The 20,366-nt window shown below is 63.0% G+C and carries 16 protein-coding genes; 7 read left to right on the forward strand and 9 right to left on the reverse strand.

Going from position 1 to position 20,366, the window contains the following annotated elements; genetic code table 11:
• The first annotated feature begins 9 nt into the window (after positions 1-9).
• Genes LPJGGPFB_RS18390 through LPJGGPFB_RS18410 form a run of 5 tightly spaced genes read left to right on the forward strand, consistent with a single transcriptional unit; the run spans position 10 to position 7,684 of the window.
• Positions 10-810, forward strand: coding sequence for an ABC transporter ATP-binding protein (locus LPJGGPFB_RS18390; protein ID WP_173421391.1), 801 nt, complete (start codon positions 10-12; stop codon positions 808-810).
• 6 nt (positions 811-816) lie between these two features.
• On the forward strand, positions 817-3,276 hold the full coding sequence (nirB, locus tag LPJGGPFB_RS18395) for a nitrite reductase large subunit NirB (RefSeq protein ID WP_173421392.1): 2,460 nt from the start codon (positions 817-819) through the stop codon (positions 3,274-3,276).
• Between the two features lie 4 nt (positions 3,277-3,280).
• Entirely contained in the window at positions 3,281-3,631 is a 351-nt protein-coding gene (nirD, locus tag LPJGGPFB_RS18400; protein WP_173421393.1) for a nitrite reductase small subunit NirD, read from the forward strand.
• Positions 3,632-3,633: 2 nt separating this feature from the next.
• Complete coding sequence (locus LPJGGPFB_RS18405; RefSeq protein ID WP_173421394.1) at positions 3,634-6,291, forward strand: nitrate reductase; 2,658 nt, start codon at positions 3,634-3,636, stop codon at positions 6,289-6,291.
• Positions 6,263-7,684, forward strand: a complete 1,422-nt coding sequence (locus tag LPJGGPFB_RS18410; protein ID WP_173421395.1) for a siroheme synthase family protein — start codon at positions 6,263-6,265, stop codon at positions 7,682-7,684. Before LPJGGPFB_RS18405 ends, LPJGGPFB_RS18410 begins: the two co-directional genes overlap by 29 nt.
• Here LPJGGPFB_RS18410 and LPJGGPFB_RS18415 read toward each other — a convergent pair.
• The 9 genes from LPJGGPFB_RS18415 to LPJGGPFB_RS18455 form a co-directional block, all read right to left on the reverse strand.
• On the reverse strand, positions 7,681-8,493 hold the full coding sequence (locus tag LPJGGPFB_RS18415) for a nickel-binding protein (protein ID WP_173421396.1): 813 nt from the start codon (positions 8,491-8,493) through the stop codon (positions 7,681-7,683). The two genes, LPJGGPFB_RS18410 and LPJGGPFB_RS18415, sit on opposite strands and share 4 nt — an antisense overlap.
• Positions 8,494-8,681: 188 nt before the next feature.
• Complete coding sequence (locus LPJGGPFB_RS18420) at positions 8,682-9,773, reverse strand: ABC transporter ATP-binding protein (RefSeq protein ID WP_173421397.1); 1,092 nt, start codon at positions 9,771-9,773, stop codon at positions 8,682-8,684.
• A gap of 3 nt (positions 9,774-9,776) precedes the next feature.
• Positions 9,777-10,823 carry an NAD(P)-dependent alcohol dehydrogenase gene (locus LPJGGPFB_RS18425; protein WP_173421398.1) on the reverse strand — a complete coding sequence of 349 codons (1,047 nt, stop codon included), beginning with the start codon at positions 10,821-10,823 and terminating at the stop codon, positions 9,777-9,779.
• Positions 10,824-10,840: 17 nt separating this feature from the next.
• Positions 10,841-11,662 carry a carbohydrate ABC transporter permease gene (locus LPJGGPFB_RS18430; protein WP_173421399.1) on the reverse strand — a complete coding sequence of 274 codons (822 nt, stop codon included), beginning with the start codon at positions 11,660-11,662 and terminating at the stop codon, positions 10,841-10,843.
• Positions 11,662-12,522 carry a carbohydrate ABC transporter permease gene (locus LPJGGPFB_RS18435; RefSeq protein ID WP_173421400.1) on the reverse strand — a complete coding sequence of 287 codons (861 nt, stop codon included), beginning with the start codon at positions 12,520-12,522 and terminating at the stop codon, positions 11,662-11,664. The genes LPJGGPFB_RS18430 and LPJGGPFB_RS18435 overlap by 1 nt, the downstream gene beginning before the upstream one ends.
• A 101-nt stretch (positions 12,523-12,623) precedes the next feature.
• The gene (locus tag LPJGGPFB_RS18440) at positions 12,624-13,901 is read right to left on the reverse strand and encodes an ABC transporter substrate-binding protein (RefSeq protein ID WP_173421401.1); all 1,278 of its coding nucleotides are present in this window, start codon (positions 13,899-13,901) and stop codon (positions 12,624-12,626) included.
• Between the two features lie 239 nt (positions 13,902-14,140).
• Entirely contained in the window at positions 14,141-15,091 is a 951-nt protein-coding gene (locus tag LPJGGPFB_RS18445; RefSeq protein WP_345791046.1) for an AraC family transcriptional regulator, read from the reverse strand.
• 168 nt (positions 15,092-15,259) lie between these two features.
• Positions 15,260-17,068 carry an ATP-binding protein gene (locus LPJGGPFB_RS18450; protein WP_173421402.1) on the reverse strand — a complete coding sequence of 603 codons (1,809 nt, stop codon included), beginning with the start codon at positions 17,066-17,068 and terminating at the stop codon, positions 15,260-15,262.
• A 125-nt stretch (positions 17,069-17,193) separates the two neighbouring features.
• Entirely contained in the window at positions 17,194-18,711 is a 1,518-nt protein-coding gene (locus LPJGGPFB_RS18455; protein WP_173421403.1) for a winged helix-turn-helix domain-containing tetratricopeptide repeat protein, read from the reverse strand.
• Positions 18,712-18,837: 126 nt separating this feature from the next.
• Between LPJGGPFB_RS18455 and LPJGGPFB_RS18460 the strand changes: the two genes are divergently transcribed.
• Together LPJGGPFB_RS18460 and LPJGGPFB_RS18465 are read left to right on the forward strand one after the other, a co-directional pair.
• Complete coding sequence (locus LPJGGPFB_RS18460; RefSeq protein WP_234902931.1) at positions 18,838-19,098, forward strand: DUF1127 domain-containing protein; 261 nt, start codon at positions 18,838-18,840, stop codon at positions 19,096-19,098.
• A gap of 49 nt (positions 19,099-19,147) precedes the next feature.
• Complete coding sequence (locus tag LPJGGPFB_RS18465; RefSeq protein ID WP_234902979.1) at positions 19,148-20,320, forward strand: MFS transporter; 1,173 nt, start codon at positions 19,148-19,150, stop codon at positions 20,318-20,320.
• Positions 20,321-20,366 lie beyond the last annotated feature (46 nt).

The following is a 20,366-nucleotide window of genomic DNA, read 5'->3' on the forward strand; positions in this document are numbered from 1 at the left end:
GTAAAGATCATGACCAAGAGCTATCTCTCGCTTGAACTGATCGACAAGAGTTTTGAACGCGGCAATGTCAGGACAGAGGTCCTGAAGCAGGTCTCGCTTTCCGTCGACAAGGGCGAATTCATCTCGATCATCGGCCATTCCGGCTGCGGAAAGTCGACGCTGCTCAACATCGTCGCCGGCCTGACACAGGCCACCACTGGCGTGGTGCTGCTCGACGGCCGGGTTGCCGACGAGCCGGGACCGGACCGCGCCGTTGTCTTCCAGAACCACTCGCTGCTGCCCTGGCTAACGGTCTACGAGAACGTTCGCCTCGGCGTCGACAAGGTTTTCGGTTCGACGAAGTCGAAGGCGGAGCGCCATGAATGGACGATGCGCAATCTCGAGCTGGTGCAGATGGCGCATGCCGGCGACAAGCGCCCCTCCGAGGTGTCGGGCGGCATGAAACAGCGCGTCGGCATCGCCCGGGCGCTGGCCATGGAGCCGAAGGTTCTGCTGCTCGACGAGCCGTTCGGCGCGCTCGATGCGCTGACCCGCGCCCACCTGCAGGACCAGGTGATGCAGATCCATGCCGAACTCGGCAACACGGTGCTGATGATCACCCATGATGTCGACGAGGCGGTGCTGCTTTCGGACCGCATCGTCATGATGACCAATGGTCCGTCGGCGCGCATCGGCGAGATCCTCGCCGTGCCGCTTGCCCGTCCGCGCCGGCGCATCGAGCTTGCGGCCGACCGAACCTATCTCAAATGCCGCGAAGCGGTGCTCAAGTTCCTCTACGAGCGCCACCGTTTCGTCGAAGCTGCGGAGTGATTTCCCATGGCTCACCAAGCTCCCGAGAAACTCGTGATCATCGGCAACGGCATGGCGCCCGGCCGCATGCTCGAGGAACTTTTCGAAAAGGCCCCTGATCGTTACGAGGTCACGATCTTCAACGCCGAACCACGCGTCAACTATGATCGCATCATGCTGTCGCCGGTGCTGTCTGGCGAGAAGGCCTATGCGGATATCGTCATCCACGAAGACGCCTGGTATGCCGCAAATGGCGTCACCTTGCACAAGGGCGCGAAGGTCGCAGAGATCGATCGGGTCGCTCGCACGGTCACGGCGGAAAACGGCATCACCGCCACCTACGACAAGCTGGTGATCGCCACCGGCTCCAGCCCCTTCATCATTCCCGTGCCCGGCCACCAGTTGCCAGGCGTGCTCGCCTATCGCGATCTCGACGACGTCGAGAAAATGCTCGCCGGCAGCAGGCATGGTGGCCGCGCCATCGTCATCGGCGCTGGTCTGCTCGGTCTCGAGGCGGCTTACGGTCTCAAGCGTCAGGGCATGGACGTTACCGTCATCCACCTGATGCCGACGATCATGGAGCGGCAGCTCGATCCGGCCGCCGCCTATATGCTCGAAAAGGCGCTCACCGAACGCGGCATCGAGATCGTTACCAAGGCCAATACCAAGCGCATCCTGGGGGAAACGAAGGTCGAGGGCATCGAGCTCGAGGACGGCCGCATCATCGAGGGGTCGATGGTCGTCATGGCCGTCGGCATTCGTCCGGCGTCAAATCTGGCGAAGGAGGCGGGTATCGCCGTCAACCGCGGCATCGTCGTCGACGACGGCATGATGACGTCGGATGCGGCTGTCTATGCGCTCGGCGAATGCGCCGAACATCGCGGGACCTGCTACGGCCTCGTGGCGCCGCTCTATGAGAGCGCCCGGGTGCTTGCCGATCGGCTCGCCGGCGGCGAGGCGGAATATCATGGCTCGGTCACCAACACGAAGCTGAAGGTCACCGGCATCAATCTCTTCTCCGCCGGCGACTTTGCCGATGGCGAAGGTCGCGAGGAGATCGTCCTGCGCGATGCGACTGCCGGCGTCTACAAGCGTCTCGTGCTCAGGGAAAACCGTATCATCGGTGCCGTCCTCTACGGTGAGACATCGGACGGATCCTGGTTCTTCGATCTGATGAAGAAGGGCGCTGATATCACCGCCATGCGCGAAACCCTGATTTTTGGCCAGGCCTATCAGGGAGGGTCGCCGCTGGACCCTACGGCGGCCGTTGCAGCCTTGCCGGATGATGCGGAAATCTGCGGCTGCAACGGCGTGTGCAAGGGCAAGATCGTCGCGACGATTACCGGCAAGGGACTGACGTCGCTCGACGAGGTGCGTGCCCATACCAAGGCGTCCGCATCCTGCGGCTCCTGCACCGGGCTTGTCGAGCAGGTGATGTCGCTGACATTGGGCGAAGCCTACAATCCCGCCGCCGTCCAGCCGATGTGCACCTGCACCGAACTCGGCCACGACGATGTCCGCCGACTGATCAAGGCCAAGGGGCTGAAGACCATTCCCGCCGTCATGCAGGAACTGGAGTGGACGACGTCCTGCGGCTGCGCCAAATGTCGGCCGGCGCTCAACTATTATCTCGTCAGCGACTGGCCCGACGAATACGCCGACGACTATCAGTCCCGCTTCATCAACGAGCGTGTGCACGCCAACATCCAGAAGGACGGTACCTATTCGGTCGTTCCGCGCATGTGGGGCGGCGTCACCAACTCTCAGGAATTGCGGGCGATCGCCGACGTGGTCGACAAGTTCGAGATCCCGATGGTGAAGGTGACCGGCGGTCAGCGCATCGATCTTCTCGGCATCGAGAAGGAAGATCTTCCCGCCGTCTGGGCCGATCTCGGCAAGGCCGGCTTCGTCTCCGGTCAGGCCTATGCCAAGGGCCTGCGCACGGTCAAGACCTGCGTCGGCTCGGACTGGTGCCGGTTCGGCACCCAGGATTCGACCGGGCTCGGCATCCGCATCGAGAAATTCATGTGGGGATCCTGGACGCCTGCCAAGCTGAAGCTGGCGGTGTCCGGTTGTCCGAGAAACTGCGCCGAAGCGACCTGCAAGGATATCGGCGTCATCTGCGTCGACAGCGGCTTCGAGATCCACTTCGCCGGTGCCGCCGGGCTCGACATCAAGGGCACCGAGGTTCTCGGTCTGGTGAGGACCGAGGACGAGGCGCTCGAGCACATCGTCGCGCTGACGCAGATGTACCGCGAGCAGGGCCGCTATCTCGAGCGTATCTACAAATGGGCCAAGCGCATTGGCGTCGAGGAGATCCGCCGCCAGATCATGGGCGACGCCGAACGGCGCAAGGCGTTCTTCGACCGATTCGTCTTCAGCCAGAAATTCGCCCAGGTCGATCCCTGGTCGGAGCGTGTCTCCGGCAAGGACAAGCACGAGTTCCGGCCGATGGCGACGGTCGGCTTTTCGCAAGCCGCGGAGTGAGATGATGGATATGAACTGGCCAACAGAAAACTGGCACCCAATCGGTGATATTTCCGACATTCCATTGAGGGGCGCGCGCTGCGTGCGAACACCTCAAGGCAAGATCGCCGTCTTCCGCACCGCCGAAAACGAGGTTTTCGCCATCGAGGACCATTGCCCGCACAAGGGCGGGCCGCTGTCGCAGGGCATCGTGCACGGCACGGCCGTCACCTGCCCCTTGCACAACTGGGTCATTTCACTCGAAACCGGCAAGGCGCTGGGTGCGGACGAGGGGGCCGTGCGCACGATCCCCGTGCGCAACGACGGCGGCGCGCTCTTCATCGCACTCAAAAGCCTGATGATCGCGGCGGAGTAGTCATGGCAACCGAGGTCAAGACCACCTGTCCCTATTGCGGTGTCGGCTGCGGCGTGATCGCGACGGTTGGCGATGACGGCGGCGTTGGCGTGAAGGGCGATCCGGACCATCCGGCCAATTTTGGCCGGCTTTGTTCCAAGGGCTCGGCACTGGCCGAGACACTCGATCTCGATGGCCGGCTGCTTTATCCCGAGATCGATGGCGAACGCGTGGATTGGGATGAGGCTCTCGACCGCGTTGCCGAGCGTTTTTCACGGACGATTGCCGAACATGGTCCGGATTCGGTTGCATTCTACGTCTCGGGGCAATTGCTGACGGAAGACTATTATGTCGCCAACAAGCTGATGAAGGGCTTCATCGGCTCGGGCAACATCGACACCAATTCGCGCCTGTGCATGTCGTCGTCCGTGGCCGGGCATCGCCGTGCCTTCGGCGCCGACACCGTGCCCGGGTGCTACGAGGATCTGGAGCTGGCGGATCTTGTCATCCTGACCGGCTCCAACCTCGCCTGGTGTCATCCGGTCCTCTACCAGCGCCTGGCGGCGGCCAAGGCCGCGCGGCCGCAAATGCGGGTCGTCGTCATCGATCCGCGCCGCACGATGACCGCCGATATCGCCGATCTTCATCTGGCGATCCGCCCGGATGGCGACGTCGCGCTCTTCAACGGTTTGTTCAAGCATCTGGCAGCAAGCGCGGCGGTCGATCATGATTACGTCTCAGCGCACACCAGCGGTTTCGCCGAGGCGTTGTCGGCGGCAGGCACACTCGACGAGGCCACACTCGCCGAGGCGACCGGGCTTGCCATATCGGAAGTCGCGGCCTTCTTCCGGCTTTTCGAAACGACCGAACGGGTCGTCACCTGCTACAGCCAGGGGGTCAACCAGTCGGTGGCAGGCACCGACAAGGTCAACGCCATCATCAACTGCCATCTGGCAACCGGCCGCATCGGCCGGCCCGGCATGGGGCCGATCTCGCTGACCGGCCAGCCCAATGCCATGGGCGGCCGCGAGGTTGGCGGTCTTGCCAACATGCTCGCCGCCCATCTGGATATCGAGAAGTCGGCACACCGCGATCAGGTCAGGCGCTTCTGGGGCGCGCCCGCCTTGGCGTCGAAACCGGGTCTCAAGGCCGTCGACATGTTTCGCGCGGTCGCCGATGGGCGCATCAAGGCGATCTGGATCATGGCGACCAATCCCGTTGTCTCCATGCCGGATGCCGATGCGGTCGAGGCGGCGCTCAAGGCCTGTCCCTTCGTCGTCGTCTCCGATGTCTTGAAGGAGACAGATACCACCCGCCACGCCCATGTGCTCCTGCCCTCGCTTGGCTGGGCCGAGAAGGATGGGACCGTTACGAACTCCGAGCGCCGCATCTCCCGCCAACGCGGTTTCCTGCCGCCCCCCGGCGAGGCGCGAGCCGACTGGTGGCAACTGGCCGAAGCCGGGCATCGCATGGGCTTTTCAGGTGCGTTTGCCTATACGTCGCCGTGCGAAATCTTTGCCGAACATGCCGGCCTTTCCAGCTTCGAAAACGACGGGCGGCGCGATTTCGATATCGGCGCCCATGCCGAAATCGATCGCCCGCACTACGATGAACTGCAGCCATTCCAATGGCCGCAGCCGCGCGGCACGGAAAGCGCGACGACGCGCTTCTTCGCCGACGGCGGCTTCTATCATCCGGACGGTCGCGCGCGCTTTGTCGCGGCGGCAAGTGGGTTCGCTGATCGCCTTAGCGCTGCCTTTCCCTTCACCCTCAACACCGGCCGGGTGCGCGACCACTGGCATACGATGACCCGGACGGGGAAAAGCCCGCGGCTTTCCGCCCACATCGGCGAGCCCTTCGTCGAGATCCATCCACGGGACGCGATGGAACTTGGCCTGTCGCCCGCCGATCTCGTGGCACTGGAAAGCCCCTATGGTACGTCGATCGTTCGGGCACTGATTACCGAACGTCAGGCGCGCGGCAACCTCTTCGTGCCCATGCATTGGAGCGACCAGTTCGCGGCAAAGGCCCGCATCGATGCCTTGGTGCCGCCGATCACCGACCCCGTCTCCGGCCAACCCGCCTCCAAGAACGTTGCCGTTTCCGCTCGGCGCTTCGCCGCCTCCGCCTATGGGTTTGCGGTGAGTGCCGCAAAGCCACGAGGGCTCGATTGTGCCTATTGGGCGCTGGCAAAGGCAAAGAGCGGGTGGCGGCTGGAGGTGGCCGTCAGGCGTGCGCCCGAGGATTGGGTCGGCTGGTGCCGCCGCATCTTCGACCTCCCCGGAGAGGTCGAGCCTATCGGCTATGCCGACGGGCCGTCCGGCCATCGCCGGCTTGCCTTTTTCGATGGCGACCGGCTTTTGCTGGCGCTGTATCTCGCGCCGGAGCCCGTCGCCGTTGCCCGCAACTGGGCGGTCGAGCAGCTCAGCATTTCGCATGGAGATCTGCGCCTGCGCTTCGCGCTCGTCGCCGGCCGTCCGGGCGCGGACAAGCCTGATCCGGGTGCCACCGTCTGCTCCTGCTTCAATGTCGGCGTCAATCAGATCGTTGCAGCGGTGCGCAACGGCTGCCGCACGGTCGAAGCCGTCGGCCAGACACTCAATGCCGGAACCAACTGCGGCTCCTGCCGCGCCGAGATCAGGGGGATCGTCGATGGATGCCTTGCTGCTGCCGCGGAATGAAAAAGCCTTGCGCGCCGAGCGACCGCGCATGATGCCTCTGGCGAAGCTCCCGGTTTTCTGGGCGCTCGAGGGTCGCCGCGTCGCTTTGGCCGGTGGATCCGACGCCGCCGCCTGGAAAGCCGAATTGTTGGCGGCCTGCGGCGCTGAGGTTCACGTCTATGCGCCGAGCGGGGATCTGGGAGAGGTCTGTGCCCGCCTGATTGCGGGGAGGGCCCCGCACCCGCAGGGCAGCTTCGTGCATCACAACGTGGCCTGGACGCCCGAGGTGCTCGCCGGTGCGGCGTTCGCGATTGCCGACTGCGAAACGGAGGAGGAGGCGCAGGCATTCTGTCAGGCAGCGCGGGATGCGGGCGTCCCTGCCAATGTCATCGACAAGCCGGCTTACTGCCAGTTCCAGTTCGGATCGATCGTCAACCGTTCTCCTGTCGTGGTCTCGATCTCGACGGACGGTGCGGCGCCGATCCTCGCGCAAGCGATCCGCAGGCGCATCGAGACGCTGCTGCCGCCGGCTCTTAAGGATTGGGCCTCACTGGCGCAGACGCTCCGCGAAACGGTCAATGCGCGGCTGAAGGCGGGTGCGGCGCGGCGCGCTTTCTGGGAACGTTTTGTCGATCGGGCCTTTCAGGAGACACCGGAGGAGGGTGTCGAGATGCGGCTGGTGACGGAAATGGATCGCCTCTCGGCGAACCGGACCGACACCGGCCGCGTCACGCTCGTCGGCGCCGGCCCCGGCGGGGCGGAGCATCTGACGCTGAAGGCGGTGCGCGCCCTTCAGGCCGCCGATGTCATCCTTTTCGACCACGGCATTTCCGATGAGGTGCTGGAACTTGCGCGGCGCGAGGCTACCCGCTTTCCCGTCGATGAGCGCAGCGGCCGCACGTGCCATGGGCAGGAGGACGTCCACGGCACGGTGGTGTCGCTGGCGCGTGCCGGCAAGCATGTCGTCCGCCTGACATCTGGCGACCCGGTGACGTCCGAGGGGGCCGGCGAAGAGATCGTCCGGTTGCGTCACCAGGGCATACTGGCCGACGTCGTCCCGGGTGTTGCGGTGACGAATGGTGAGATCGCCCGGCTTGGTGTCCCTCGCCCAGCACGTAACTCTGCCGATCCCATCCCTCGTCGTCCGGGCCGATGGTCAATGCAACCGCCGACGTTTCTTTCCGGCCGAGACGCAAGCGGGGGCATGCCCTTCAAGCAGGGTATCATGCACGAGGCGAAGCGGCCGGCGGACCGCAGCCCACTCGGCGAGACCGAACGAGCCTGGTCCGGGTTTGCCGTGACAAGGGCGCACCGCACGCCAGATCCGCTTCGGCGAAGCGGCCGGCCAATCGCGGCGGCACTTGCGCGGTTTGCGCTCCTGATCACCTCACGGGCGGGCGCAGGCGGCAGCTAACCCAGCCATTCGCACCGATAGGCCATAACGGGTTTTGCGAAGCCCTTCAGCTTATGGCGGGCGCCATGGGTGAAGACATCGACCTTGCCATACTCCTGGAAAATGTTCTCCGAAATCAGGATTTGATCGCTACGGGCGGCAGCGCAAAGCCTTGCTGCCAGCTGCACCGTCGTGCCGAAGAGATCATTGCTGTCTTCGACAGGTTCGCCACAATCCAGTCCGATGCGGATGTGGATAGGTTCGCCATTGCCTGCGTTGTAGCGGTGGAACTCGCGTTGGATATCAATCGCGCAGTCGACTGCAAATGCCGTGGAAGAGAACGCCGCCATAATCCCATCCCCAGTGTGCTTGACCTCGCGACCGGATAGTCGTCCCAGGCAGCTTCGAACGAGGGCGTCGTGCGCTCTGATGAGTTCCGTGGCCATGCGATCGCCGAGACGCGATGTCATTTCGGTGGATCCGACGATATCGGTGAAAAGGATTGCCCGGTGACCGGGGTCCATGTCTTTCGAGATCGCACCCGCCGCCTCCGGATCCTGTATTCGCCCGAGAAATGCCTCGACGGCAGACAGGGCAACCTCCACGACTTCGCCTGCGATGAACCCATGCGCCTCCCGGTGCACGCACTGCGCGGTTTCAGCATCCGGCGCGTCGATGAGGCAAAACGTCGTTCCGCGCCTGTGGTCAAACCAGTAAGTCAGGAATTTGACGCCATACTGGTCCTGTATGCTGAGATCTTTGAGGTGCGCTTCGGCGACATCCTCGGCAGAAGCGCCCGCAAGATCGTGCCGGTCCATGAAGATAGGCATTCGTTCGCTCCCCAGGGGACCGTCGCCACAGCCGGCCAGCAGTCTACGACAGTCCCGGATTATCGTCTATCTCGGACCGCGTGACGGCAGGACGATGGTTCGATCGAACAGATGCAAAGGGATCGGGCGCGCTCGGTTGATGCAACGGCCCGCTCCAAAACCTGGCTGTCGGGCCGGCGCTGTGTCCGTCACATCTTCAGAAGGGACAGTCCTGTTGCTTGATCGAACAGATGGATGCTGTCCTCGTCGACCGCAAATGAAACGGGGTCACCCGGCTTCGGGCAGCCGCTGGCCTTGACCAGCGCACCGATTTCGCAACCGGCGAAGACAAACGTCACCAGTGCGTCATTGCCATGAAATTCCACGAGATCGGCCATGCCGGCGAGGACGTTCGTGCGGGCCGCCGATGGTTCCTGCTTCTGCAGGTCGGCTGGGCGAAAGCCGAGAACGACCTTCTGGCCCGGGGCCAGCGCAAACCTTTTGCTGGAAACACGGAAATCGACGCCGGCACTGCGCAGTGCCCATCCGTCCTCCACTTTTTCTGCCGACACATCGATGAAGTTCATGTTTGGTGTGCCGATGAAACCCGCAACGAACAGCGTTCTCGGTCGGTCGTAGATCTCGGCCGGCGTGCCGACCTGTTCGATCGCGCCGCCTTTCATCAGCACGATCCGGTCGGCGAGCGTCATTGCTTCCAGCTGGTCGTGGGTGACATAGATCGTCGTCGTCTTCAGCTTCTGATGCAGCCGCGCGATCTCGACCCGCATGTGGTTGCGAAGCTTCGCATCGAGATTGGAGAGCGGCTCGTCGAAGAGAAACACCCGCGGCGTCTTGATCATGGCGCGGGCGATAGCCACGCGCTGCTGCTGGCCGCCGGAAAGCTCGGTCGGCTTGCGCTGCAAGTAGGGGTCAAGTCCGAGCGTCGCCGCCACCGCGCGAATGCGCTGGTCGATCTCCGGCTTTGGCACCTTCATCCGCTTCAGACCGAAGGCAATATTGTCGTAGATCGTCATGTGCGGATAGAGCGCGTAGTTCTGGAACACCATCGCCACGCCGCGGTCGCGTGGTGGCAGATCGTTGACGGTTTTTCCGCCGATCATCACCTTTCCGCCAGAGATGTCCTCCAGTCCGGCGATCATCCTGAGAAGGGTCGACTTGCCGCAACCGGAGGGCCCGAGGAAAACGATGAACTCATGGTCGGCCACGTCGAGGTTGAAATCCCTGATGACGTTGACGGCACCGTATTGCTTGTCGACATTTGAGCAGACGATATTCGCCATGAACTATTCCTCCCCGCTGCCGATGAGAATCTGAAGCTTGACGTCGGACGGACGCGCAGCGGCGGCCCGCTCGAAAGCGCTGATGCTGTCCTTGAAGCGGAATGTCCCGGTAATCAGCGGCTTGAGGTCAACTTTCCCTGATGCAATCAGTTGCAGTGCGCGATCGAAGATGTTGGCGTAACGAAAGACGGTCTCGATCCTGACTTCCTTCGAGATCGCGCCCGGCACATCGAAGGTGACCGCCTCGACAGGCAGACCGACGAGAACGAGGGCGCCGCCGGGGCGGACCAGCTCGAAGATGCCGGCAAATGCCTTGGCACTGCCGCTCGCCTCGAAGACGACGTCCGCTCCCCAGCCGACGGTTTCCGCGGCGATGGTCTCGGCAAAGGATCGTTCAGCGATGTTGACCGGGGTGATGCCGGGGTATTGCCCGGCGATTGCAAGCTTCTCGGCGCTGAAGTCGGAGATGAAGACGCGGCTGCATCCGCCTGCGAGCGCGGCGAGTGCGACCATGATACCGATCGGGCCGCAGCCGATGACTGCCGCCACGTCGCCGGGCGCGATGCGGGCCCGGGCGGCTGCCTGCATGCCGATGGCGAAGGGCTCGACCATGGCGCCTTCGGCAAACGACACGTTTTCGGGCAGCCTGTAAGTGAAGGCGGCGGGGTGCACCACCTCAGGCGTCAGCACGCCGTGGATCGGCGGCGTTGCCCAGAAGCGCACCTTCGGGTCGACATTGTAGAGACCGAGTTTCGAGGCGCGGGACGACAGGTCCGGCACGCCCGGCTCCATGCAGACCCGGTTGCCGACCTGCAGATTGCCGACATTGCTGCCGATTTCGATGACGGTTCCCGCGGCCTCATGTCCGAGCACCATCGGCTCGCGCACGACATAGGGGCCGATCGCGCCATGGGTGTAGTAGTGCACGTCGCTGCCGCAGACGCCGACGGTATGAATGGCGATCTTGACGTCATCCGGGCCAAGTTCGAGGGGGAGTTCGATCTCCCTCAGCGACAGGACGCCCTTCTCTTCGAGGACCAACGCTTGCATGGATGCTTTCCTTGTTGTCACGATGTCTTGCGCTTGAAGGCGCTGTTGAGCATGCCGCTGAGCACTCCGATGAAGAGCAGCGGTGGTATCGAGAGAAGAACGACGGAGGCGTTGAGGATGCCCCAGGGCACGTCGCGGCCGAGCTGCGTCAGCTCCGAGGCGACGATCGGCAAGGTCTTGGCATCCGATGTCGTCAGCATCAACGCGATCAGGAACTCGTTCCAGACCAGCACGAAGGCAAAGGCAACGGCGCCGATCAGCGATCGGAGCGCGATCGGCAGCGCGATCAGGAAGAAGATCGCATAGGGTCCGTATCCATCGACCCTAGCGGCCTCCTCGACCTCTTTCGGGACCCTCGCGAAGGCCGGCACACTGAGCCAGATGACGGTTGCGAGCGTCAGCAGGGTGTAGGTGACGATCATCGAGAGGCGCGTGTCGTAGAGGCCGAAATCTAGCCAGATGACCATCAGCGGGATGGCGATCGCCACCGGCGGCAGGAACCGCAGCGACAGCACGAAGAACTGGATATCGCCCGACCAGCGATTGGGATAACGCGCAATCGCGTATGCGGCAGGAAGCCCCAGAAGCGCACCGATCAGAACGGAGGCACCCGAGATGATCAGCGAGTTGATCAGCCCGGCAAAGACGCTCTCGCGTCCGAGCACGTAGGCGAAGTTGTCGAGCGTCGGTGTGAAGAAGAACAGCGGGGTCGGGGTGACGATATCGACCCGGTTCTTGAAGGCATTGAGCAATGTCCAGAAGACGGGGAAGACAGCGGAGAACGCCGCCAGGAGCAGAAGGATGCGGCCGACCACGCGGCCGAGCTTGTGGGCGTTCATCACTGGACCCTCTTCCAGATGAAGGTAAAGGCGATGGAGGTGGCAATCATCATCAGGACGGCCATGCTCGATGCGTAGGAAATCCGTCCGGACTCGATGAAGCCTTGGGAAAAGGCGTACATGTCGAGCGTTTCTGTCGTGATGCCGGGGCCGCCACGCGTCATCACGTAAATCAGGTCGAAGGCGCGAAGCGACTCGATCATCTTGACGAATGCGAGCGAGATCAGCGGCGCCTTCAGCATGGGTATGGCGATGTGGGTGTAGATCTCCCAGGTGCGGGCATGATCGAGGCGGGCCGCCTCAAACGGTTGCGGCGGCAAGGTCTCCAGAAGCTTGAGCACGATGACCGAGAAAAACAGCCCCCATTGCCAGACGTCGACCAGAGCCACAGTCGCAAGCGCCGTTGCCGGGTTGGACAACAGGTCGAGCGGCTGGCCGGTGATGGCCTTGTAGGGGTAAGTGGCGATGCCGTAGAGCGGATGGAATGCAAACTTCCAGACGAAGGCCGCCGAGACGCGCGGCAGGATCACCGGCATCAGAAAGAGAAGGGCCAGGATGTTTCGCATGCGCGGCGCGGCACATTCGAACAGAAGGATGCCGAGGCCGACGGCTACGATCAACGTCATGCCGACCGTCACCGCTTCCCATGTCAGCGATACGCCGATGGCATTGATGAAACGGCGGTCGGAAAAGAGGTCGATGTAATTGGCGATCCCGACGAAGTCGCCGACGGGGCGGCTGAGTTCGCGGTTCTGCAAGGAAATATAGATCGCGTAGACAGTCGGCACGAATGCGAGCACGGCCAGGATCATCATCGCCGGGGTCAGGAAGACCGCCGGCAGACTGTTTTTCTGTTTCATGGGATAGACATCCTACGGCAAGGGGCGGGCGTGCTTCCGGCTGGGTGGAGCGGCTCCGGCAAGGGGGCATCCTGCCGGAGCGATCAGTCGGGGCTAACAGCCTATTGGCTGCGGGCCACGAGCTCCTTGGCGAACCCGTCGAGTTCGTCGAGGCCATCCTTGATATCGGTGCGGGTGCCGGTGATCAGCTCCTCCAGGATGATGCCCCAGCGGTCGCCAAGATCGGGCCATTGCGGGTTCTGCCAGAAGTTGACGGCGGTCACCTTGCCGGTGTCGGCCAGCGCCTGGCCGAGATCCGGACCGTAGAGTTCGGCGAATTTCTTGCTGGTCATGATGCTGGTGCGATTGAGTTCGCTGAACTGATTGGCCTCCAGCCGCCGGTTCTCATTTTCCTTCGACGTCGCCCAGGCGATGAACAGGCCGGCGCAGGCCTTGGACGCCTCGTCCTTGTTGGCCTTGGCACCGATCGCCAGGCCGTGACCGTAGCCGCCTCCCGTCAGCGGTGCCGGCGGTGGCAGATAGCCGACCTTGCCGGCGACCTTCGACGACTTCGGATCGATCGCCATGCCGACAAGCGGGGTGGATTCGATCAGCATCGCCACCTGGCCCGACGTGAAGGCACCAACGGCCTCGTCCCAACCGCCGGTCTGACTGCCGGGCGCGGAGTATTTGAAGAGCTCGAGATAGGTTTCGGTTGCTTTGATCGCCTGCTCGCCGTCAAACACGGGTGTCTTGCCGTCGAACCAGTTTCCGCCGAAGCCTTTGAAGAAGGGCATCCAGCGCCAGACATTCGCGCCGGAGCCCCGCTGGCCGCGAAGGGCGGTGCCGTAGATGCCCTGATCGGGTTGGTTGAGCTTCTTCACCGCGGCGATATATTCATCAAGCGTGTTCGGCGGTGTTATGCCTGCCGCTTCGAGCAGGTCCTTTCGGTAGACCATGAGGTCGCCGCCGCCGGTGATCGGGGCAAACCAGACCTTGCCATCATAGGTCGCGACTTTCTGACGACCGGGATCGAAGTCGGCGTAATCATAGTCCGCGGGATAGTAGTCCAAAAGCGGTGCGACCCACCCGGCCGAGGCGAACAGGGCGACGTTGGCTTCGTCGATGTAGTAGACATTGTACTTGCCGATCGTCGAAGCATCGGCCTTCGTCTTGGCGCGGCGATCGTTTTCATTGAGGTAGTCGATTTCGAACGACGCGCCGCCGCTGAGCTTCTCGAACTCGGCCTTGTAGTCCTCGAGCAATGTGAGGCCGTCGCGCGGCTGGGCGAGCACCTTGATCGTATCAGAGCATTCGGCGGCAAGTGCAACGGTCGATGCCGTGCTGGAAAGAAGGCATGCGAAGGCGATGCTCGAAACGAGCTTTCTGGCTTTTCTCATGTGATGGACCTCCCCAAGGTCGTAACGACGCGCGCCGGAAACTCCTCAGATCGGGCGCATGTCTCTTTGATAGCGAACCGTTTCGCTGGCGATCATCATAGGCGCTATCGGGGCGTGAACTAGCGCCCGCGATGCGCCTGTTCTGTACTTTAATGCGGAGAATGGTCCTGATATGCCTTCAGCGCGCCATTGTTCGAGCATTGGTTCATTGCTCGCGGACGCGTGCGGCCGTGAGGATCTTAGCTGCGCGAGGTGCGGCGCTGTCCCGTCAGGCGACGGTAGGCCGAAGGTGTCATCCGGTGGTGGCGCAGGAAGGTGCGGTTGAAATTGGAGATGTTGAGATAACCGACTTCAAAGCAGATGTCGGTAATCGGCATGTCGCTTTCTGCAAGCAGCTTGCAGGCCTGCCAGATCCTCAGCTTGTTGACGTGGTCGGTAAAGCTGTTGCCGGTGTTCTTCTTGAAGAACCGCGAGAAGGCCGTGTCGCTCATGCCGGCCGCGGACGCCACGTCGTTCAGGTGGATGTCGGTGGCGATGTTCTCGTAGATATAGGCCAGGGACCGACGGAGCACGTCGAGCGATTCCGCGTCCAGTTTCGGCGCGAATTCGGGCGATGACAGCACCTCGTGGTCCCCACTGTTGACGAGCAGATCCAGAAGCTGAACGAAAAGCGAAAGCCGTGACAGCCCTTTCACCTCGCCCATCCGCTCGATCAGTTCGCCACCCCTTGCGCGTGCCTCGCCATGAAAGACGAGGCCGCGCTCGGCCCGGGTGAAAAAATCCTCGAGCTGTGCGAATTCGGGCAAGGCGCCGGTGATCTGCCGGATCCGATCCGGATGGAAATGGATGACGATATCGCGCCCCTCGATGATCTCACCCGGCGCCGTTGCCGTAACCCAGTCATGCGGCAGGTTGCTGCCGATAACGGTCAGGTATCCCGGCGAGAACTCGCCGATGTGGTCGCCGACGAAGGCCATGCCGGTGGACTTTCGCAGCAGATGGATCTCGATCTCTGGATGGAAGTTCCAGACGTTGCGCTCCCAGGGGTAATCGTCGAGGCGCCAGAGAAACGTCTCGTTGACGTCGGTAACGATATGCTCGAAGGTCGGGGAATTCGCCGCCATGGATGCCGACTTCGCGCTCAGTGCGGCCTTGGGCGAAGCAGATTTCCGCTTTGCTCCGACGTTCATGTCATCGCTCCGATCGGCTCATCGCGCTTCGCAAGCGTCCTCCGCCCGTTCCGTCTTCCCCGTCTGAAGAAGCGATAAGATATCTTCCTTTTCGTGTCGAGACGCGCCGCGCCCGTGAGAAAGGGTGGCCGGACTGCGCCTGGCGCGTCATCGCCCGGCGCACTGGCGCTATCGAAGGCTCAGGCCCTCCGTTGTACCCACGGCGGGATTTCGCGTTGGGGCCAAAGCGTCGACTTCGCTCAAGGCGACACGGATCGCTTCGCTCAGTTCCTCTCCAGTGACCGGTTTGTGCAGAATACGAACGCTGCTTGCGCTGACTTCCTTGAGACGTGATGGCGAGGTGTCGCCCGTCACGATGATTGCCGGAACACGCCGACCGATATGGGCGTAGAGGCTTTCGATCGCTTCCAAACCGTTGGCGCCATGCTCGAGGCGGTAGTCGGCAACGACAAGATCGATCGGCGCGTCGCCCGCGCTCAGGGCTTCGGCGTGAGTGCTCAGCACATCGCCAACGGATCGACCGGCATAGACGCGATGGCCTTCCAGGGTGAGCAGCCCGGTCATGGCGTCGAGGACGTCCTTCTCGTCTTCCACCAGCATGATGCCCGCGGCAATGCCGGCTGCAGGCAAGGACCGGGAGAGTTGCAGCGGAGACGTTATCGGACGGGCTTTCGGAACGGTGATCGAGAACATGGAGCCGCGTCCGGGAACGGAAACCAGTCTCAAGGGGTGTTGCAGCAGTTCCGCAGTGCGGCGAACGATGGCAAGACCCAGACCCAGGCCCTGTGTGCGGTCCCTTGCCGGGTTCTGCAATTGTACGAACTCCTCGAAGACCATCGCCTGCTGATCGGCCGGGATGCCGCAGCCCGTATCCCACACCTGGATTTCGACCGAGTTGCCGCGTCTGCGGCAACCAAGCAGGATGCTGCCCGTTTTCGTGTAGCGGAAGGCGTTCGACAACAGGTTGTTCAGGATCCGCCGGAGCATCATGGGGTCGCTGTCGACCAGAAGGTCGCTGTCGACGACCCGCAATTGCACGCCGCGATCAGTTGCGTCGGCGGTGAACTCATCGCGCAAATCGCGAAAGAGATCGCGCAAGGCCACCGCCTCGTTGGCAATGGTGACGATGCCGGCGTCAAGACGGGAGATATCGAGCAGCGCGTTCAGCAGTCCGCCGAGATTGCCGACCGCGGATTTCGCCCTGGCTGCCAGATCGCGAGCGTCATCGGAGGCGACGTTTCCGCGCTGCCCCAATATCGCAAGTGTGGAGACGAGCAGGCTCAATGCATGGATAGGCTGGCGCAGATCGTGGCTGGCCGCTGCCAGAAAGCGCGTCTTGGCGCGGTCCGCTGCCTGTGCCCGATCGCGTTCCTCCTGCAAGTTGCCGACGAGGCTTTCGTTTTCCAGGCGCAGGCTGACGGTTTCGCGCAGCATCCGATAGGTGATGCGGCAGTAGTAGAAATTGATTGCCACAAGCGAGGCGAGCAGGAACAGGAAAGCGCCGGAAATATCGCTGTCCGTGGTAATGCAGCGCACGGCAATTGGCAGAACCGTCACCAGAATAGAGCCGATGAGCGCGGGCGGAAAAGCCGAGAGAGAAGGGACCGTGCCGCAGACGAGGCCAGTCAGCACGATGACCGTGAAGGAGAGCACGATTGGTTCGTCCGGAAGGAACCCGACCCAGCCGAGCGTGCCCCACAGCAGGCCGGATATCCAGGTGAACGCTGCTGCGAGCCAGGCCCATCGCATGATGGACCGGGGGTCTCTTGCGCGGCTGAAGAACCGGCGGGAGGCCAGGACACGGAGGATGATGAGCAGGTAAAGCGCGCCAACCCATCCAACCAGCCAACTCACCGATACCGCATGCCGAAGGACCGACACGGCGGCGAGAGAAATGACGATGTTGGAGATGACCACGCCATAGGAGTTGCGATACAAAAGCTCGATCAGAGCCTGGCGGATCTTGTCTTCGTGCATTGGCCCCTCCAAACACCGGAGGCACGTCATGCGCCGTTCCGTCCCAGTCGGTTGGTCTATCGCAAAACTGTTTCCCAGAAGTTGCAGCAGCGGTCAGGCGAACGTCGGACGGTCGCGCGATTGGCTCACTCCGGAAGCCCGGCCTTTCGGTATCCTTCCACGAAATGCTCAAGCGTCGCAGCATCGCGAAATGGCTCGGTCGCGGCCCAGTGGCGGGTCGTGAAATGCGGATTGCCGACAAGGAAAAGTTCGGCTTCCGTGCGCGCCTCGTCGAGCCGGCCCAATTGAGCAAGGCTTGCGGCGAGGAAACGGCGTGAGCTTGTCCGGTAGGTCTCGTCCCTGCGCAGCGTCTCTATCGCAGCTTCATATCTGCGGGCCGCATACAGCGCCTGTCCGAGCGTCAGATAGTACCAGCTTGCCGGGTATGGGTTCAGCCGGAAAGCCTTGCCTATGTGCTCGATACCTTCGTCGATCCGGCCGGCGAGGATGGTGATGTCGGATAATGCCGCCCAGGTGTCGGCCTCGTTCGGGTCGAGCTCGATCGCCTTGGCGAATTCCCGATCGGCCTCGGCGAAATTGCGCTCATAGGCAAGCAGGTAAGCCAGGATCCAACGACAGCCGGCATCGTTGGGGTCGATCGCCACAGCCTTGCGCGCCAGCCCCAGAGCAGCGATACGGCCAGCGTCGGTGGGGCCGTCGGAATGGACCCAGCCCATCCAGTGGTTCATGGCCAGCCAGCGGTAGGCCTCGGCATAATCAGGATCGAGCGCAACCGCGCGCGTGAGCATCAGATGCGCTTCCTGTGCTGCCTGCGGTGCATCATCCATCAGCTTGCGCGCCCGCACGCAGAGATCGTAGGCCTCAAGGTTTTTGGGCCGGTTGCGCGCGGGCGGTGTGCGCAGCTGGCCGAGCAGGGCTTGCACGATCTTGCCAGTGACCTCGTCCTGAACGGCGAAGATATCTTTGACGTCGCGGTCGAAGCGCTCCGCCCATAGATGATCGCCACTCGTCGCGTCGACCAGCTGGGCGTTGATGCGTACGCGTCCTTCGGCACGTCTTGCGCTGCCTTCCAGCAGGTAGCGCACGCCGAGGTCGTCGGCGATCGCGCGCACGTCCATCACCTTCTTCTTGTAGGCGAAGGAGGAGTTGCGGGCGATGACGAACAGGCCGGAGATCCTCGACAGGTCCGTGATCAGGTCTTCGGTCAACCCGTCCGCGAAGCTTTCCTGCTCGGGGTCATTGCTGAGATTGACGAAAGGCAGCACGGCTATCGATGGTTTGTCGGGCACCGGCAAAGGCAGACGCTTGGCATCGCCGCGCTCATCGATGGCCCCTGTGAAGCGATAGCCGACGCGCGCAATCGTGGCGATCCATTCACCGCCGTCGGCGGTCGGACCAAGCGCCTTGCGCAGTTGAGAAATCTGGACGGTAAGGTTGCCTTCCTCGACGGCCATGCCTGGCCACGCCGCGTCCATCAGCTCGGCCTTTCCAATGACTTCGCCGGGTCGTGCAACGAGTGCTGCAAGCAGCCTTAGGGCGCGGTAACCGACAGCGACGGGCTCTGCGTTCCGAAAGAGCGTTCCCGCACCCGGATCAAGCACGAATGGACCAAAGACGACCCGCGATCCCTGCATACGGCGCATCTATAGCGCGTTTGGAAGTTTTTGGAACTCTTTGGGAGGGCTTAATGACGGCGCTGATCGGGGACTGCAGAATTGAACCTCTTCCAGCTCGGGTCATCGGACCCTCAAGCCCCCATGGAGGTTGCCATGACCGATACGCCCACTCTCGGCTCAGCCGCATACCAAGGAGCACAACCCGAACTGCGCGGGGAGCCTGCCAACCGGTCGCATCGCCCCTCCATTGTTCGGGAGCTGCGCCGTTTGGTTGCGCGATGGCGTGCACGAGACCGCTTTCGTTCTGAACTCGAGCAAAAGTTGGACGGAGATCCGCACCTGATCGATGACGTCGGCCTGTCGCGGCGGCAGATCCAGGAGGAGCTCGACAGGCCCTTCTGGCAAGTGCTGTAAGGGGAATGCTGCAATGGCCAGGGATCGCCAGTTTCCGCCTGCCGAGGCGATGAGCGGTCATCCGCAGCGGTCGATATCACCGCCGGAAGAGCGGATCCCCTGGGCCGCGATGGCGGGCATCATCGCGACCGTCACGGTATTCGCCGTGGCGCAGGGGCTGACCTATCCGCTGCTCAGCTTCATCCTTGAACGGCAGGGAACGACGCCGGGGCTGATCGGCTTGTCGGCGGCGATGACGCCGCTGGGTTTCATCGTCTCGGCGCCCTTCCTCCCGGCGCTGGCGCGGCGCGTGGGCGCAGCAAGGCTCGCGATCGTGTGCTCGCTGCTGGCGGCGCTCGCCCTGCTCGCAATTGCCTGGCAACAGGACGTCTGGGCATGGATGCCCTTGCGCTTTCTGCTCGGCATCTTCGCCAATCCACTCTACGTGATCAGCGAAACCTGGCTGATGTCGATCACGCCCGCGTCCAGCCGGGGGCGCATCATGGGCCTTTACTCCTCGATCGTTTCGGGCGGCTTCGCCATGGGCCCTTTGACCCTCGGGCTGGTCGGGACGCAGGGTTGGCCACCTTTCGTCGTCGGCATGCTGGCCTTTATCGCCTGCGGTCTCATCGTGCTTGCGGTCGTGCCGCGGTTGCCTGACATGCCGAATGACGGCGAGGCGCCCTCGGTCGGCGGCTTCTTCGCGCAGGCGCCGCTGTTGTTGTTCGCGGTTCTCGTCGCTGCCGCCTTCGAGCAGGTCGTGCTTTCCCTGTTTGCGGTCTATGGCGCCGCGCTCGGCAGCGCCGAGGGGCGGGTTGCTTCGCTCATCACCTGTTACATCGCCGGCAATGCCGTGCTGCAGGTTTTGCTCGGCCGCGCTGCCGAGACGTTCGGTTCGACGCGAACCATGCTGCTCTGCACGCTCTTTTCGCTGCTCGGCTGCCTGCTGCTGCCGTGGTTCTTGACCTCGTGGCTCATCTGGCCGCTCGTTTTCGTTTGGGGCGGGGTCTCGTTCGGGATCTACACCATGGCGCTGATCCGGCTCGGCGAGCGCTTCAGCGGTCAGGCCCTGATTGCCGGCAACGCGGCCTTCGCGGTCGCATGGGGCATCGGCGGCATCGTGGGCTCTCCGACGACCGGACTGGCGATGCAACTGATCGGACCTCAGGGGCTGCCATTGTCCCTCGGTGCGCTGTGCTCTTTACTGGCGGTGTTTCTGATCACTCAGGGACAGCGCCTCTAGTCGATGGGCTTGCCTCGTGCGGTCAACGACATGCCGGGCCTCGGGC

It is taken from the genome of Ensifer adhaerens (assembly GCF_013283195.1).
GTDB classification, from domain to species: domain Bacteria; phylum Pseudomonadota; class Alphaproteobacteria; order Rhizobiales; family Rhizobiaceae; genus Ensifer; species Ensifer adhaerens_G.

What these genes read in the sequence shown, in the direction of transcription:
- LPJGGPFB_RS18390 (WP_173421391.1), top strand. Translation starts at nt 10, where the DNA reads ATGACCAAGAGCTATCTCTCGCTTGAACTGATCGACAAGAGTTTTGAA.
- nirB (WP_173421392.1), top strand. Translation starts at nt 817, where the DNA reads ATGGCTCACCAAGCTCCCGAGAAACTCGTGATCATCGGCAACGGCATG.
- nirD (WP_173421393.1), top strand. Translation starts at nt 3,281, where the DNA reads ATGGATATGAACTGGCCAACAGAAAACTGGCACCCAATCGGTGATATT.
- LPJGGPFB_RS18405 (WP_173421394.1), top strand. Translation starts at nt 3,634, where the DNA reads ATGGCAACCGAGGTCAAGACCACCTGTCCCTATTGCGGTGTCGGCTGC.
- LPJGGPFB_RS18410 (WP_173421395.1), top strand. Translation starts at nt 6,263, where the DNA reads ATGGATGCCTTGCTGCTGCCGCGGAATGAAAAAGCCTTGCGCGCCGAG.
- LPJGGPFB_RS18415 (WP_173421396.1), bottom strand. Translation starts at nt 8,493, where the DNA reads ATGCCTATCTTCATGGACCGGCACGATCTTGCGGGCGCTTCTGCCGAG.
- LPJGGPFB_RS18420 (WP_173421397.1), bottom strand. Translation starts at nt 9,773, where the DNA reads ATGGCGAATATCGTCTGCTCAAATGTCGACAAGCAATACGGTGCCGTC.
- LPJGGPFB_RS18425 (WP_173421398.1), bottom strand. Translation starts at nt 10,823, where the DNA reads ATGCAAGCGTTGGTCCTCGAAGAGAAGGGCGTCCTGTCGCTGAGGGAG.
- LPJGGPFB_RS18430 (WP_173421399.1), bottom strand. Translation starts at nt 11,662, where the DNA reads ATGAACGCCCACAAGCTCGGCCGCGTGGTCGGCCGCATCCTTCTGCTC.
- LPJGGPFB_RS18435 (WP_173421400.1), bottom strand. Translation starts at nt 12,522, where the DNA reads ATGAAACAGAAAAACAGTCTGCCGGCGGTCTTCCTGACCCCGGCGATG.
- LPJGGPFB_RS18440 (WP_173421401.1), bottom strand. Translation starts at nt 13,901, where the DNA reads ATGAGAAAAGCCAGAAAGCTCGTTTCGAGCATCGCCTTCGCATGCCTT.
- LPJGGPFB_RS18445 (WP_345791046.1), bottom strand. Translation starts at nt 15,091, where the DNA reads ATGAACGTCGGAGCAAAGCGGAAATCTGCTTCGCCCAAGGCCGCACTG.
- LPJGGPFB_RS18450 (WP_173421402.1), bottom strand. Translation starts at nt 17,068, where the DNA reads ATGCACGAAGACAAGATCCGCCAGGCTCTGATCGAGCTTTTGTATCGC.
- LPJGGPFB_RS18455 (WP_173421403.1), bottom strand. Translation starts at nt 18,711, where the DNA reads ATGCGCCGTATGCAGGGATCGCGGGTCGTCTTTGGTCCATTCGTGCTT.
- LPJGGPFB_RS18460 (WP_234902931.1), top strand. Translation starts at nt 18,838, where the DNA reads ATGACCGATACGCCCACTCTCGGCTCAGCCGCATACCAAGGAGCACAA.
- LPJGGPFB_RS18465 (WP_234902979.1), top strand. Translation starts at nt 19,148, where the DNA reads ATGAGCGGTCATCCGCAGCGGTCGATATCACCGCCGGAAGAGCGGATC.